Raw genomic sequence first — 14,239 nt, forward strand, 5'->3', positions numbered from 1 at the left:
GCCGTTCGGCGCGGGACAGCTTCTTGCGCTGGCCGCCGCCCATGCCCACGGGGTTGTTGATGTTCTTGCTCACGGTCACGGGTTCTCCCGGTAATAAATGTGAAGTGAAGTGATCTACGGATTCATCGGTGGGGGACGGGCGGCGACGTCGAAGGACGTCAGCAGGGGCCCATCACGCCCTCACTCGTAAATCGGCGTCTGGAAGAACATGACAAAGACGTTACCCGGTTCCGTCGGCCCCGCACACCAACCTTTTCTCCGCCCCGGCGTCGGCCGGGCCTTCGGCGAGCGCCCGGGGTCAGCCGTTTCCCTCCGGGAATCTCAGCGTGCGAAGGCACAGCTGTGCCGGGACACGCCAGATGTCACAGGAGAGAGGTGACGGCCTGCCTGTCTGCTGCTGCCGGGACGCGGTAGTTGTCACCAGTTGGACAAGTTTGTTGTCACGTCTGGTGAGTGGCCAGTCGTGTTGTCACCAGATTCACCGAAAGGTGGGTTATGCCCTTCGAACCAAACCTGGGACGTCCTTCCCACTCCAGGTCGTCCTCATGGCCCACCGACGCGGCTAGAGCAGTACAGCAACGGCCGAGAAGATCATCACCAAACACGGCGGCTTCCAGAGGGCCCCATCGGTGTATGCCTGAGCATGGAACTTGTCACCTGACAGCTGCCCTGACCCTGCCCTCCGAGGCGGCGTGAGCAGGATTGCTGTCACCGAAGGTGCATCGTTCTTGTCACCTTGAGATCGTTTGTGGTCTTGACCCTCGACACAGACAGCCCCGAGGAGACGAGTTGATCACGGAGTACCAGCAGAAGCTGCGCGAGCGCTACATCGCCGCCACCGTCATGCCGGCCCCGGAGCCGTGGCAGCCGGTGCTGGACCACAGGACCCCCATCGGGGGTCTGCTCGGCATTGGCTTCGCCGTCCATCCCGACAGCGGGCACGAGCTCGTCATGGTCGTGTCCGGCGACGGCCATGGACTCTTCGACGCGGTCACCGGCGAGAAGGTCGCCCGCGACCGGGACCCAGACCCTGACACCAGCACTCCGGACGCGTCGCCGGAGCTCACCTGCCCCGGGCTCGGCCCGATCGAGGGCACGCCGGTGCGTATCGCCGGGCTCTTCGGCGGCGGCCTGCACAGCACCACACCAGACGGCTGGACCCTGGACGTCGTCAGCCCCGAGTGGCCCCACGACCGTGTCATCCTCTCCGCCGACGGCGGGTCCCACAAAGGCCCGGCGGGAGGGACGTGGTGGCACATCTTCCACTCCGAGTACTCAGAACTCCGCGCAGCCGGGTTCTCTCCCTCCGGCCTGACCCTGGCGGTCGCCACCAGCAGCGACCTCACCCTCTGGACCCGACCCGAGCTCCACTTTGACGACTGAGCGGACAGCAGGACAGCAGGACAGCGGGACAGCAGGACAGCAGGCGAAAGGGCGACAGATGGACCGGGCAGAACTCGCCGGGATGCTGAGAGGCCAGACCAGGGCCTGCGAACCCGCCAGAGCGGCGCTTCTCGACGGAGGCGAGTTCGTCGTATGGGACGGCAGCGTTCCCAGCCAGCAGCTTTCCTCGCCGACGACGCCAGTGCAATCCTCGCCTGCACGGGGCGATGGGGCGGCGAACACCCCACGACTTGACGGGTCAACTGCATGAGGTGTCTTCCCACGCGATAGCCGAGGGGAGAGGTCTGCTTCGAGTCCGGGGCCGCCGGCGGGCACGTCAGTGGGAAGTCGAAGCCCTGGAGCCGACCGAGCTCCAGCGCCTGGTTCTCGCCGCCGCCGACCCCGACACCGATGGTTCGACCACGGAGAAGGCGTCGCCCAGCGGTAGCGCGCCTTCATTCGGATTCCGCAGCGTGAGGACGGGCTGCGGCGGTGGCGGTGCCGAGGTAGCTCTTCGATCGGCGCCATGGCCCACCTCTCGGCGAGCCTGCGCCTCCAGCGGTCGGACCACGGGGAGGTGCCAGCAGCGTGGGGGCGCGGCGACATCCAAGACGCTGCCCGGCGCGGGCGGGACTCCCCGCAGTCCGGCCGTTCGACTGCAGTCCAACCATGCAGGGTGGCGGAAGCTGCTGTGTTCCGGCGCGCAGGTCCCGTTCAGCTGCCAGGTGTTCGGGGGCAGTGATCGTTTCCTGGCAGGATCGGCCAGCGAACCCGTGCCCTCCTCGTCATGATGGGTGACGCGAAGTGGCCCAACTGCCCGGAGCCGGACTCGGAAAAGCAGCTGACCCCGGGCCAGTCGGAGAAGATCTGCACTGCCTTCCTCATCCCGGAGGGTCGCAAGCCCGTCGCGGTCGAGCTGATGCAGGGCTTCCACGGGGAACCGCTGGAGTGGCCGGTCACCAACTGACCGGACGCACACGACAGCTCGGCACCCGAGTCAAACCGGCTGGACGGGCCGGTAGGGTCAGATTCAGCTCGTGCCGGCATGGGTGTGCGGGTCAGGCCCGGTACCCAGAGCGCTCTGGGGGTAGTAGCCGGGCTACCGCCCCGCCCGCCGGATTCGGCGGGCGGGCAGCAGCGCCAGGATCTCTGGGACCGCCTCCGCCCCACGCAACGGGTCCTTCGCATCAGGGACGACTGGAACCCCGTGCAGGGACACAGGCACCTGGAAAACCGGCATGCCACCCGGTCGGCACGCCGACTACGGTGACACCATCTGCATGAGGGAGCTGGGCAAGGGCCGTCGCTCTGTGTTCGATTTCAGCGGCCCGGCGGGTCAGAACCTGTTTCCCGCTGACTCTCCGAGTACCCAAGGCGAGATCCAATCGTTGATCGAGGCATGATGCCTACGCGCACCCTGCTTGTTTCCGCTGCGCTCACCATTGGCGCCCTGGCCATCGCTGCTCCTGCTCATGCGGTGGACGTCCCGGGCGGAACCAACCAGCTGGGCAGGCTCAACCAACTCAACCAGCTGGGGCAGGCCGGCCAGGCTCTCGACCCGGTGCTCGGCCTTCTCGCTCCGGTCACTGGCCTTCTGCCTTTGTAAGTCTCCAGGGGCCTCCTCATACGCAGGACTCCCGTCGCCTCCGGCATCCCGACCCCTCGTCTGCAATTCAGGTGTAACCGGGAGGAAATGATCCGTCGGCCCAGCGCGGACTGGCGGGGGGGGGGGGGGGGGGGGGGGGGGGGGGGGGGGCGCCCCCCCCCCCCCCCCCCCCCCCCCCCCCCCCCCCGCCAGACTGATCAGGCCCGTCGCCTCCGCGGGCAGCTTTCGACCAGTCCTGCCAGCCCAGACTCAGCGGTAGTCGTCCTCGTCCAGCTCCACCACACGCGCCCGCTCAGCCGCGTCGGCCTCAGTTCTGCGCCCGGCCACCAGGTGAGATGCGCACGGTACGGAGGACCACCTCGTTCCTTGGCTTCCCGTCCTGGCGGCCGCCTGCCACTCCCGCCTGGGCGATCTTGTCCAGGACGTTCAGGCCGGAGGTGATGCGGCCGAAGGGTGTGTAGTTCGGGGGCAGGGGGCTGTCCTTGTAGACGAGGAAGAACTGGCTGCCGTTGGTGCCGGGTCCCGCGTTGGCCATCGCGACGGTCCCGGCGGGGTAGGTGCCGCCCGCGACGGTGACGTCGCTCAGGTTCTCGTCGGCATACTGGTAGCCCGGTCCGCCGGTTCCGGTGCCGCTTGGATCCCCGCACTGCAAGACGAAGATGCCCCCCGTTGTCAGCCGATGGCACTGCGTCCCGTCGAAGTAGTGCTGGGCGGCCAGGCTCTGGAAGGCGTTGGCCGTGCAGGGGGCGTCCCTGATCAGGGCGTCAAAGGAGACCGCGCCGGAGTTGAGGTTGAGCGTCGCCGTGTACGGCTTCAGCCCCCTGACATCAGCGGTCGGCAGGTCCACCTTCTTGCTCGCCGTACCTGCCGCGGTGTAGCTGCAGGTGCCGGGCGCGGGGGCGGCGGCCGCGGAAGGGGCCGTCAGAAGGCCGGCGGCGAGAACGACACCGGTCGCGGCTCGAAGCAAGGTCACATACACGAGGCAATCCCATCGTCGGGGGTTATTCGATCTTCATAGCGGGGCGTCGCCCGGTCGCCGGCCGACAACACGGGAGACTCGCCCGAACGGGATCGCAGAGACCCCCTGGTCGGGTGGCGGCGGATGCGGGCCGGGCGGTGGTGGAGGCCGTTGGCCTGGAGGCGGTCCGGGCGGCGCTGCGGGGGCCCGGTCGGGGTCGGGTGGGCGGCGGACCGGCTGACGGAGGCCCTGGGGTGCCGTTGCCGAGGTGCCGGCCGCGGGTGACTGCCTCGGTGGTCGGCCCCCTCGTGAGGGCCGGCCTGCTGGTCTGCCTCGGCACCAGTGAAGGGGCGGCCCGCCGTTACGTGAGGAGCTTCCTCCACTCCTGAAGGCCCCGCCCCGGGACGGCGGCGGGGGTCTTCTCCATCGGGCCCTGCGTGATCAGTGTCCGCGCAGGAGACGTGTGCCCGGCTGGGTCCAGGCCGGTGGACACATCGTCTTCGAGCTACGGCCGAGAGCCTGTTTCCGCAGAGCCAAGCAGCTACTGCTGGTGGTGCTGCCGCCGAAGGGCAAAGCGATCTGCCCGTGGATGACCACGGTCGTTGACGACGGCACCCGCGCCCTGCTGGGCTGGGCGATCGCCGTCACCCCGACCTCGGGGACGGTGTTCACCGCGATGCGCATGGCCATACTGTACGAGCCGGACCTTTCGCCGTTCGGCGCGGTGCCCGAACGGGTGCGGATCGACCGCGGCCTGGAGTTCGCGGCCGACGACTTCGAGGCGGCCCTGGGGACCCTCGCGGTGGTCATGCACCGTCTCCCGCCGTTCCAGCCCCACCACAAGGGCAAGGTCGAGCGACTGAACCTCACCATCGAGCAGATGTCAGCAACCCCACGACCCCAGCACCGAAGCCGACGCAACTGCCGTCCTCAACGCCCTCGCACACGCCGGCCGCCCGCTGACCGCCGACTACCTCGCCGAGTCCCTGCCCGGTTCGCCTCCTGGCCAGGTGGGGACGGTGGTCCAGGGCAGGGGCCGGGAGGATCGGCGTCGAGGTGGTGCGGGCGGCCCGCTCGTCCCGCTCGGTCAGTTGCCGATGAAGGGCAGGCGGTTGGCGACCCTTGTCAGGCGTTACTGAGCATCCGGCCGTCGCATTCTGAGTACCTGCACTCATCCCCCGGCGTCGCCGGCCTTCCAGACTTGGTGCGTCACCACAGGTCAGCGCCAGGGAGTCCGACATGTTCGCAGTATCCGCACGCCAGGGGACGGCTGTGCCGAACAGGGCCCTCGTGGTGGCCGCAGCGGTCCTTTGGGCCGTCACCGGGTCGGCAGTGGGGTTGATCTTTTTCGTCGTGGGCGCGCTGAGCCTGTTGGGCGCGGCGACGGGTGGGGACATGACCGAACTGATGCTCTGGCCGGTGTACGTCGTCGGTGGCGCGGGCACGGTCTTGACCCTGCTCTACTTCGCCCCTGGCGTCCGGCGTCTGTCGCGCGAGGCCCGCTTCACTCTGTTGGGCGCCCTGGCCTGCCCCGCGCCGCTGGCTTTGGTCATCTACGTCATGACCCGCTGAGCGTGCTCCCGTCGGTGGAGCCGGGGGGTACGGCGATGCCAACGAACCCGAGGAAGCGGGCGGGAGGCTGCCGGCGGTGCCCTTTGGGAAGCCTTCCGAGGACGAACACCTCGTCAGGCCTACCGGTCCTGGTGGTCCCTGGTCGCGGTCGCCGCAGTGAGCGCCGCGGCCGGATACGGCATTCTGCAGCTTGGCTTTATTCACGAGTAGTGACGTCAGTTGTTCACGGGTTTGGGAGGCACCCAGATCCACGGGCAGGTGATCTTCACGAGTTTTGACAGCACTGGGGTACTTGCCAGGGCAGCATCGGGGTGCTCCTAGTGAAAAGCCCTGGTCATGTCTACCGGCTCGCCTCCACCCGGGCACGAGCTGAGGAAACCGCCAAGGCCAGCTGACCGCCCGAGGTGCGACTCGACGGCCCGCCTCAGGGCAGCCCCCAGAGGCAAAATAGCTGGCCGGGACTGCCCTGAGGACCGGTCACTTTCGCCAGAACAGGTGGTGCGTCACCCCGCTCGGGCTGGGGACGACCTCCTGGTGGAACCGGTCGAGCAGCTCATCAGGGGAATCCCAGAGTCGTAGTCCGGACCCGAGCTTCATCGGCGAGACCGCCACATGCATGGTGTCGACGAGGTCGGCGTCGAGGAACTGCCGGATGGTGGTGACTCCGCCGCCGAGTCGGACGTCCTTGCCCTGCGCCGCTTCCCGGGCCTGCTCGAGGACCGTGGCAGGGTCGCCGTCGACGAAGTGGAACGTGGTGTCGGAAAGCGTGAACGAAGGACGCTTGTGGTGGGTCATGACGAACACCGGGGTGCGGAACGGGGGCTCGTCACCCCACCAGCCCTGCCACTCATGGTCGTGCCAGGGCCCGCGCTGAGGCCCGAACTTGTTGCGGCCCATGATCTCGGCGCCAATGTTGCGGGCGTAGTCCCGCGTGAAGTAGTCGTCCAGGCCCCGGCTCCCCCCGGGGTCGGTGCGCATGGGCCAGGTCGCCGTGGCGCCGGCCCAGGCGAACAGCCTCTCGGGCTCGACATGACCGAATGGCCTCTCGAGGGTCTGGTCCTCACCGGCACCGATTCCGTCACTCGAGACGTTGAAGTTCTGGACTCTCAGCAGCTGAGCCACGTGTTCCTCCTGTGTTGTCGACAACGGTGGTGAGACTTGCCGGGCCGGGAAAACTCATCGCTGCGTCCGTGACCGGTCAGAAATTGGGCTACCTAGTGTCCCGACCTGTGAGGTTTGCGCGATTTAGGCAGGCTCCTGCGGTGAGGGGCTGTCCGCCCCTGCGGAGCCTTTCACTATCTGCTCGGTCATCGCGGAGGCTTGAAGGAGCTGTCACAGACGGCGGGCGGCCCATGCAGTGACGTCATTTCTCGTGAACATTCAGGCCACCGTCGACCGCCAACTGACGCCCGAACCGGTGGACAAACGCTGCCGCTTGAAGAAACGAAGCCAGCAGCTGCTGCCCGTGGCCGACGGACGCTACGTGCAAGGGTTCGCCGCCGGGTCGGTCCTGGCGATGCTCGCCAACTCGATGATGCCCGAGGCATACGAGCGCCGCCCACCTCGGCGTGCCGTTCCACTTCGCCAGCCCCGACACCCCGGACGACGAGGCGCCCCTGACCGCCGGGCGGGGCTGCGCGGGTCGAGGTCCCGATGCAGGCCTCCGAGGCAATGGCGAGGGGCCCGTCCGATCGCGGGATCGGACGGGCCCGCTTGACATCCATAGGAGCATCCCGGGTCCCAGCGGGACCGGGGGCTCAGGGCGCCACGAGGTCGGGCATTCCTTCGACCAGCACCACCACACCGACCACGTCCCCGTCTGCCGACCGCCCCACCCAGACGGGATGGACCCCGTCCGAGCCCACCGCGAACGCCACCAGCTCGGCGCCGGAGCCGGGCTCGCGGGTGCGGAGGAAGTAGGCGGAGTCGGTGCTGTACTTCCACGCCTCCGGGTCGTTGTCCTCCATCACCTGCCGGGAGAGCCGCTGGAGCGGGCCCCACGCCCCGGCATCGGCGAAGGCGCCCATCGCGCCGTCCGTACCGAACCCGTACGCCTCGCCCTCCCCGAGCAGCCTGGTGTCGTCGCACGGCCTGAGGGCCATCTCCCAGGACACGGCCGGGGCTTCCCCGACGCGCAGCCGGACCGCCGTGGACGACTCGCAGCCGTCGAGGAAGGCGGCCTGCGCCTCGTCGAGCACGTGCTCCCCCGGCGGGACGGCGATGCTGAAGTGCGGCCCGTCATGGTCCAGGGGGCAGTCGACGGCCAGCAGGCCGCTCGGCACGCGCAGGGTGCCGGTCCGCCTCGGCTCCACGGCGGTCATCTCGTCGCCGTAGGGACCGGACATGCGCGTACCGGGACGGAAGAGCGCATCGAAGTCGACGGACGAGAACATGCGGGATGACTCCCGACGCCACGGCACGGAAGCCTCGGGCGTCCCGGCGGTGTCCAAGTGCACCCGCACCCAGTCCGGCAGGTGCTCGCCGCCCGGAAGCGGCCGCCACTCTCCGAACCCTGGCCGGGCCGACCACAGCCGCTCTTCCGGCACCGTGAGCACGGCCTCCAGCGAGGAGCCTCGCATGCCCTCGGGCTGGTGCGAGATCCGTCCCGTACCGTCGGGGAAGACCTCCACCACGGTACGAGGGCAGTCCTGGGCGAATTCCGCCGTCACCGGATCCGGGTAGCGCCAGCTGATCGCGCGCCGGTTCAGCAGCCGCTCCTCGTCGACCAGCAACCTCAGTTCCGCTTCGAATGTCCGGCGGCCCTGTTCGTCGTACGCCCACACCTCGACGAAGCCCGCGCCCCACGACACCAGCCGCACCTCGGCCGGCACCTCGCTCCCCGGCACCCGGTGCATCGCCGCGTACGGCAGCCCCTCGGCGTCCCGCGCCCGCGCCTCCCCGGCGGACAGCGCCCGCCCGGGGGTACGGGACGCCGGATCCCAGCCCTCCGCGTACCCCACCTCGACGACCGTCCCCGATCCCCGCTCCATCTGCCACCGCCCGCTCGCGCCCGATCCTGCCGAGCGCAAGATAACGGCTGCCACCGACAGGGGGTGTCGGCGCCTACGTCCGCGCACTCGTCCGATGGGCCAGCTCGGCCCAGACCGTCTTGCCGATCAGCCGGTCCATGCCCCCCCAGTCGGCGGCGAGGGTGTCCACGATGCGGAGCCCGTAGCCGGACTCCGCATCGTAGGCGTGCGGCTGCACCGCGGGCCGCCGGTCGCGGCGGGCGTCGGACACCTCCACGCGGAGCACCCCCCAGCAGCGTCATCCGCAGCTCGAAGTCCCGCCCGGGGACGCGGCCGTGGACGACGGCGTTGGCGGCGAGCTCGGCCACGACGAGCCCGGCGTCGGCGGAGAGCTCGGTGGACTCGGGGATTCCTCGTTAACTTAACTAGTGTCACTCTTCCCAAGGTCAGGTGACGTTTTCCTGATGCCGGCGCTAGTCCGTCCGTGAGCGAATCTGTGGCATCTGTACGTGATCTATCGGCATTGGTCGTCCCTCAGGTCGGTCGGCTGGCCAAGACACAGTGGACCAGTGGGAGCGTACCGGCTCGTGGACGCCTCGGGAACAGTGGTCGAACCCGGTCGCGGAATACTTCCCCGACCTCCTGGGGTGTCAGCGGGCGGAGTCAACCGTGTATGCGTACGGCAATGAGCCTTTTCCAACCTCAAACAGGAGGTTGGAAAGGGCTCATGGTCCCCAGCCCCACTTGCGTGACCTGCGAAAACGCTAACTACCCGGCCTTGGGGTAAACCCCACAAGCCATTTCGCCCCCGACCGGCGGCAGTGTCCTGGTTCTGTACCGGTCGGGGGAGAGGGTTGGCGTGGTCCCTCCGCTCTCGGAGACTACTGCTCAGGTGCGGGGGCGACGGTGGTGAGACGAAAGGGCGGGGCGGCCATGGGGAAACCGTTGTTGAGCTACGGCGAGCGAGCGATGCTGACGATCATGTTCCCGCCCGCGATCGGGTTCGGTCTGGGCTCCTTGATCGCCATGGCGGGCGCCGGGATCATGGGAAGTGAATCGCTGTGGACCGTGATCTGGTGGCTCACCGTGCCGATCGCGCTGGTCTCCGCCGTCCTCATCTGGCGACAGACGGGGAAGCCGGAATCCGGCGGCGCCGCCGGCTCCGACTCCGGGACGGACTACGACGGCGGCTTCGGCTGCGGCTCGGACTAGCCTTCGGCAGCTGCTGCTGGCCAGGGGCCGCCTTCCCCCACGGTTAGTAGGGCTTGGTCAGGTTGGGGTTGGTGTGGGTATGTCGCGGTGACAGGTGGGGCAGGCGCCGTTCCAGGTGGCGAGGAGGGTCTGTAGTTCGCGGACCATCCGGTAGAGGCTCAGGCCGACGCCGTGTCTTTTGGGGCTCTGGCCAGTCGCTGGAGGGTGCAGAAGGCGTGGGCGACGGAGACGAGGGTGACGTGGTGGTGCCAGCCGCCCCAGGTACGGAGCCTTTTCAACCTGACTGCGATGCCGGGCTGTTGGGGGTCAACGGGCTGTACGTAACGACGAAGCTCCTGGTAGACGGGTTCTCGACCAAGATCACCCATGTCCGCCAGGAGCTTCGCGTGCTTGTCTATCCGTCCTCGATCGATCTGTCCAGCAGCACCCTGCGGCATCTGACGGAGCGGCTCACAGTTCGGCAACGGGAGATCGGTACGCGGTGGCGACGACTGCCCGCCGGCCGTCAGGCCCTGCTCGCCCTGCCCACCTGCGGTGCGGCGACACCTACGCCCAGCTCGCCGCCGGCTTCGGAATCGGCATCGCAACTGTCTACCGGTACATACGCGAGGCCATCGAGGTCCTGGCCGCTCTCGCACCGACCCTGGCCGAGGCGATGGAGACGGCCCGGGCGAAGGCGTTCGTGATCCTGGACGGCACCCTGCTGCCGATCGACCGGATCGCCGCAGACACCCCGTACTACTCGGGCAAACATAAACGGCACGGCATGAACGTGCAGGTCCTCACCGACCCGTTCGGCCGACTGCTCTGGGCATCCCCGGCCCTGCCCGGAGCCACCCATGACCTGACGGCCGCCCGCAGCCACGGGATCGTCGACGCGCTCGCCGCCGCGGGACTGAAATGCTGGGCGGACAAGGCGTACCAAGGCGCCGGCCGGCACATCCGAGTCCCCTTCCGGGGCCGCCGGCTCAAGCGCTGGAAGCGACGGCACAACAGCAGCCACGCCAAGATCCGGTGCGTCGGCGAGCAGGCCATGGCCGTCCTGAAAGGCTGGCGCCTACTGCGGAGGCTCCGCTGCAGCATCAACCGGATCACCAACATCGTGAAGGCCGTCCTCGTCCTTCACCACGCCTCAACCTGAAGTTGGAAAAGGCTCACGGTGACGGCGGACATTCTTCTGCTTGCTCGTCGGTGGCTTCGGCTCGTGTGAGTGCCCAGCGCATGGATTCGGCATGCTCGCGGAGCGTGGGTGAGTCGGCGGTTCGTTGGGTTGCGGCTTCGGCTGCCTCGGTCCACCTCCGTAGGACTTCGAGGGGGCGCTGGTGTCCGCAGTCCACTTCGGAGCCGGACTGGTCGTAGACGATTGCCTCGTAGCCGATGTTCACGCCGACGCTGACACCTTGGTCGTGGAAGACGACGTCGAAAGGTGCGTCGTCGGAGTCCACGCCCTCGGGGGTTTCAGTGGCGATCGTGAACTGCTCTTTGGGGCGCATCCAGTAGTCCTCGCCCCATGGCTCGACCCAGATCCCAAGTATCTTCTTGGTGTCGTTATTCAATACGATCTTCGGCATTACCGCAGCGTAGAGCTACTTGGGTGGCTGTCGTGCGGCCCTATCCGGTTCGGCGGGGTTTGGTACCTGTCTTGTGGTTGGTGGGCCGTCTGTAGGGCTGTCCGGTGACGAGTTCGAGGCCGACATCGTGGCGTGCTGTCAGCCGTTGGTTCTTGGAGCCGGGTGGCCGTCCGGGGCCTGGGCGGGAGGGTTTGGGAACTGCCGCTGGCGAGGGCAGCCGAGCTTGGAGGTTCCGAAACCCGCGTCGAACGCGGGCGGGAGTCAGCTTGTTCACAGCCAGATCGGCTTCGGATCACCGCCGGAGGGCAGGTGCTCGACTTCGAGACGGATGACGGTGCCGGAGATGATGGGCAGTTCACTGTCGTGGGCAAGCCAGGCGGCCCTGCGAGTCAGCCGCGGGTGGAGACGGTCCCATGCCTGCGCTGTCGCTTCGCCGTAGCGTCGGGTGTCGGCGACGGTCACCGCTTGCTCGGTCCCCCAAGTCGTGGGGTCGCCGAAGACGAACTCGCCGCCGTGCTTGGGCGGGCGCCCGCCCTTCGGGTCCAGCCACGGACTGACATCGACGGCCAGGAGCAGACGGCCGTCTGCGGCTTTCGGCAGTAGCAGCCCGGCCAGGGAGCGCCGTAACCGGGACACATTCAGGCGGCCTCGGTTGAGAGCCCCGTAGAGGGCCCCGTGACCACAGCGGTGTTCGGGAGCGAGTGCGAGATCGACCAGCCTGCGAACTGGACCGTCACTGCACAGCAGTGCGTCCGTCAGCTCGAACAAGGTGTCCGCCCGTCCAGTCATCGACGCGTACAGCTCAGCCCGGAAGCGTGACAGCGTCACAAACGACACTTCGACGCACAGCTGCTCCCCCGCCGGGGGTCGGGGGCTCCACCCGTGCCACCAAGCGGCCGAGGCCGGCTGGAGGCCGCCGTGAAACTGGCGTCGTCAGAAGTCGATGTCCCAAATCTGGTTGGCGCGAGACCAATCGTGGCAGTCCCAGATCTGCAGGACCGTGCCCGGCTGGGGAGCACGTCTCCAGTCCGGGTTGCGGGCATCCAGACACCGACCGCTCCACGCGTTCACCAACTGGTAGCCGTCGTCAATGCGCGGCGAGTAGCTGATCTGCGGCGTCCACCACTGGCCCACACGACCGTTGTCACACTTGTGCAAGACCACGGGTGTGCCGTTTTCCTTGCTGTCGGCCTCCAGGCACCAGTCCCCGAACCACCGGATCTGGCTGCCGCCCGGGACGTCGACCATCACGAAGATGTTGCCGGTTTCGCGGAGCAAGGCAAGGCCTTTGCCGTTGATACAGGGCTGGTTGTCGCAGTGGCCCAGGATTGACGCGTCCAGGCCTGAATAGTGGTTCGTCAGTCGTGTGGCCGGGTGCCCGGCAACGGCCTCGGCCTCGGCAACGCCCGGAGCCATGAGGACACTCGATGTAAGGAGCGCAGCTAGTAGAAGACTACACTTTCTCATCACATTCTCCCCAACTGGGGTGATTGCGTCACTTTTACTATCTCACGGGCGGGAATACGGTGCGCGAGAGCGAACAGGCAGTCAGCGCGTGACCACGAGAGCTCTACTTTGCGGCTGATGTCTGAGCCAGGACGATGTCTAGCCCGGCCCAGATCTCGGGCACGGTCACCTCCGCCAGGTCGTCGTGTTGAACCCGCAGACGACCTCGCCGGCACCCTCCTACAAAGCGATCGAGTCGCAGTTCCCAATCAGCGGTCGGGTTGTCGCGGGGCTCCGGGCGGCCAAGTTTCTGAAGCCATCGACCGGCAACAGGTACTGAGCCATACTCGGAGCCCCTGAGCCTCACCGATCCTACGAATGACCGGCCCAGACCCGCGCCTAAAACGTAGGACGGGCACTGAGACCGTGTCCTATGTGGTGGATCCGGAAGAGGGAGGACCAGGCGAGCTCGCGGACGGTGGCCTGGCCGGGGACACGTGTGTCCAGCGGGCTCTGGACGAACGCGAGGTACGGCTCCCTTGAAGTGAACGAAGCCAGGCGGGCTCGGCTGGTATCCCGCGCCTCAACCCGTGTCTTTCAACTACCTGAATGCGCAGGGGAATTGGTTCTACGCTCGGTTGCCTGATGAACATGTTCGAGTCGGGAGAGAGCCCTGGCCGGGGCCGGTACCGCATCGACGGTCTGCTCGGGAGCGGGGGTATGGCGCAGGTCTATGAGGCCTACGACCTGAGTCTCGCGCGCTCGGTCGCCGTCAAGACGATGCAGCCCGGCCTCGTGCTCGACCCGGGCTTTCCCGCGCGTTTCCGGCGTGAGGCGCAGGCGATGGCGGCGCTGGCGCACCCGAACGTGGTGACCGTGCACGACACCGGTGAGGAGCCGCGTCCGGATGGGCCGGCCATACCGTACTTCGTGATGGAAATGGAGGAGGCTCCCTGGCCGACCGGCTGCACGCGACCGGCGCGCTTCCGGTGACGCAGGCGATGGAGATCGTGGAGCAGGTCCTCGCGGCATTGGCGGTCAGCCACGGGCGGGGGCTGGTGCACCGGGACATCAAGCCGCCGAACGTGCTGCTCACCGAGGGCGGCGCGGTGAAGGTGGCGGACTTCGGAATCGTCCGCGCCGCTTTCGGTGCCGGGACCGCGCTGACGGGCACCCACATGATGGTGGGGACCCCGCAGTACATGTCTCCCGAGCAGGTGCAGGGGTCGGCGAGCCTGGACGGGCGCTCGGACCTGTACGCGGTAGGTGTCCTCCTCTTCGAGATGCTGACGGGGCGCGTGCCGTTCGACGGTGAGGACGGGTTCGCGGTCGGCTACCGGCACGTGATGGAGGAGCCGCCGACCCTTGCCTCGTACGGGATCGACGGGCAGCCGCAGCTAGGGCCTGTGTGATGTCGTGATCATTCCGCGGTCTTCAGCAGGTCGTCGATCCAGATCATTGCGGCGCGGAGGTGGAGGCCGGCGAGGTAGCTCTCAGGTGTCTTGTCATAGCGGGTGGCGAT

14 protein-coding genes and 2 pseudogenes are annotated in these 14,239 nt (G+C 67.9%); 7 read left to right on the forward strand and 9 right to left on the reverse strand.

The genetic code is table 11. From position 1 onward, the window contains the following. On the reverse strand, positions 1-79 hold a 79-nt coding region (locus ACGFYQ_RS41700), incomplete at its 3' end, for a DUF6243 family protein (RefSeq protein WP_393752547.1). A 710-nt stretch (positions 80-789) separates the two neighbouring features. Here ACGFYQ_RS41700 and ACGFYQ_RS41705 point away from each other — a divergent pair. Both ACGFYQ_RS41705 and ACGFYQ_RS41710 read left to right on the forward strand, forming a co-directional pair. Next, positions 790-1,383, forward strand: a complete 594-nt coding sequence (locus ACGFYQ_RS41705; protein ID WP_393752521.1) for a hypothetical protein — start codon at positions 790-792, stop codon at positions 1,381-1,383. A 787-nt stretch (positions 1,384-2,170) separates the two neighbouring features. Beyond that, entirely contained in the window at positions 2,171-2,350 is a 180-nt protein-coding gene (locus ACGFYQ_RS41710; RefSeq protein WP_393752523.1) for a hypothetical protein, read from the forward strand. A gap of 946 nt (positions 2,351-3,296) precedes the next feature. Here the strand turns inward: ACGFYQ_RS41710 and ACGFYQ_RS41715 are convergent. Together ACGFYQ_RS41715 and ACGFYQ_RS41720 are read right to left on the reverse strand one after the other, a co-directional pair. Next, positions 3,297-3,962: a peptidylprolyl isomerase gene (locus ACGFYQ_RS41715; protein ID WP_393752525.1), complete on the reverse strand. Its 666-nt coding sequence runs from the start codon at positions 3,960-3,962 to the stop codon at positions 3,297-3,299. A gap of 426 nt (positions 3,963-4,388) precedes the next feature. Beyond that, positions 4,389-4,631 carry a hypothetical protein gene (locus ACGFYQ_RS41720; RefSeq protein ID WP_393752527.1) on the reverse strand — a complete coding sequence of 81 codons (243 nt, stop codon included), beginning with the start codon at positions 4,629-4,631 and terminating at the stop codon, positions 4,389-4,391. A 555-nt stretch (positions 4,632-5,186) separates the two neighbouring features. On the opposite strand from ACGFYQ_RS41720, the gene ACGFYQ_RS41725 reads away from it, so the two are divergent. Next, positions 5,187-5,519 carry a hypothetical protein gene (locus ACGFYQ_RS41725; RefSeq protein WP_393752529.1) on the forward strand — a complete coding sequence of 111 codons (333 nt, stop codon included), beginning with the start codon at positions 5,187-5,189 and terminating at the stop codon, positions 5,517-5,519. Between the two features lie 477 nt (positions 5,520-5,996). Here ACGFYQ_RS41725 and ACGFYQ_RS41730 read toward each other — a convergent pair whose 3' ends face one another. From ACGFYQ_RS41730 to ACGFYQ_RS41740, 3 genes are all read right to left on the reverse strand, one after another. Further along, on the reverse strand, positions 5,997-6,641 hold the full coding sequence (locus ACGFYQ_RS41730) for a dihydrofolate reductase family protein (protein WP_393752531.1): 645 nt from the start codon (positions 6,639-6,641) through the stop codon (positions 5,997-5,999). 635 nt (positions 6,642-7,276) lie between these two features. Next, entirely contained in the window at positions 7,277-8,563 is a 1,287-nt protein-coding gene (locus ACGFYQ_RS41735) for a DUF4241 domain-containing protein (RefSeq protein WP_393752533.1), read from the reverse strand. 19 nt (positions 8,564-8,582) lie between these two features. Next, on the reverse strand, positions 8,583-8,765 hold the full coding sequence (locus ACGFYQ_RS41740; RefSeq protein ID WP_393752535.1) for an ATP-binding protein: 183 nt from the start codon (positions 8,763-8,765) through the stop codon (positions 8,583-8,585). A 656-nt stretch (positions 8,766-9,421) separates the two neighbouring features. On the opposite strand from ACGFYQ_RS41740, the gene ACGFYQ_RS41745 reads away from it, so the two are divergent. After that, positions 9,422-9,700 (forward strand): hypothetical protein, encoded by a 279-nt coding sequence (locus ACGFYQ_RS41745; RefSeq protein ID WP_393752537.1) that lies wholly within the window; start codon positions 9,422-9,424, stop codon positions 9,698-9,700. Positions 9,701-10,086: 386 nt separating this feature from the next. Continuing rightward, a pseudogene (locus ACGFYQ_RS41750) lies at positions 10,087-10,841 on the forward strand (transposase family protein). Between the two features lie 13 nt (positions 10,842-10,854). Here the strand turns inward: ACGFYQ_RS41750 and ACGFYQ_RS41755 are convergent. The 3 genes and pseudogenes from ACGFYQ_RS41755 to ACGFYQ_RS41765 form a co-directional block, all read right to left on the reverse strand. Further along, the gene (locus ACGFYQ_RS41755) at positions 10,855-11,271 is read right to left on the reverse strand and encodes a hypothetical protein (protein ID WP_393752539.1); all 417 of its coding nucleotides are present in this window, start codon (positions 11,269-11,271) and stop codon (positions 10,855-10,857) included. 40 nt (positions 11,272-11,311) lie between these two features. Continuing rightward, a pseudogene (locus ACGFYQ_RS41760) lies at positions 11,312-12,060 on the reverse strand (transposase). A 144-nt stretch (positions 12,061-12,204) separates the two neighbouring features. Further along, complete coding sequence (locus ACGFYQ_RS41765) at positions 12,205-12,687, reverse strand: hypothetical protein (RefSeq protein WP_393752541.1); 483 nt, start codon at positions 12,685-12,687, stop codon at positions 12,205-12,207. 675 nt (positions 12,688-13,362) lie between these two features. On the opposite strand from ACGFYQ_RS41765, the gene ACGFYQ_RS41770 reads away from it, so the two are divergent. Both ACGFYQ_RS41770 and ACGFYQ_RS41775 read left to right on the forward strand, forming a co-directional pair. After that, positions 13,363-13,710 (forward strand): hypothetical protein, encoded by a 348-nt coding sequence (locus ACGFYQ_RS41770; RefSeq protein WP_393752543.1) that lies wholly within the window; start codon positions 13,363-13,365, stop codon positions 13,708-13,710. Then, positions 13,707-14,129: a protein kinase gene (locus ACGFYQ_RS41775; RefSeq protein ID WP_393752545.1), complete on the forward strand. Its 423-nt coding sequence runs from the start codon at positions 13,707-13,709 to the stop codon at positions 14,127-14,129. The genes ACGFYQ_RS41770 and ACGFYQ_RS41775 overlap by 4 nt, the downstream gene beginning before the upstream one ends. Positions 14,130-14,239 lie beyond the last annotated feature (110 nt).

The organism is Streptomyces sp. NPDC048258 (assembly GCF_043201995.1).
Taxonomy (GTDB): domain Bacteria; phylum Actinomycetota; class Actinomycetes; order Streptomycetales; family Streptomycetaceae; genus Streptomyces.

Excerpts from the sequence above, each read along its gene's own strand:
- ACGFYQ_RS41710 (WP_393752523.1), top strand. The coding sequence starts at position 2,171 with ATGATGGGTGACGCGAAGTGGCCCAACTGCCCGGAGCCGGACTCGGAA.
- ACGFYQ_RS41720 (WP_393752527.1), bottom strand. The coding sequence starts at position 4,631 with ATGCGCATCGCGGTGAACACCGTCCCCGAGGTCGGGGTGACGGCGATC.
- ACGFYQ_RS41725 (WP_393752529.1), top strand. The coding sequence starts at position 5,187 with ATGTTCGCAGTATCCGCACGCCAGGGGACGGCTGTGCCGAACAGGGCC.
- ACGFYQ_RS41745 (WP_393752537.1), top strand. The coding sequence starts at position 9,422 with ATGGGGAAACCGTTGTTGAGCTACGGCGAGCGAGCGATGCTGACGATC.
- ACGFYQ_RS41755 (WP_393752539.1), bottom strand. The coding sequence starts at position 11,271 with ATGCCGAAGATCGTATTGAATAACGACACCAAGAAGATACTTGGGATC.
- ACGFYQ_RS41765 (WP_393752541.1), bottom strand. The coding sequence starts at position 12,687 with ATGGCTCCGGGCGTTGCCGAGGCCGAGGCCGTTGCCGGGCACCCGGCC.
- ACGFYQ_RS41770 (WP_393752543.1), top strand. The coding sequence starts at position 13,363 with ATGAACATGTTCGAGTCGGGAGAGAGCCCTGGCCGGGGCCGGTACCGC.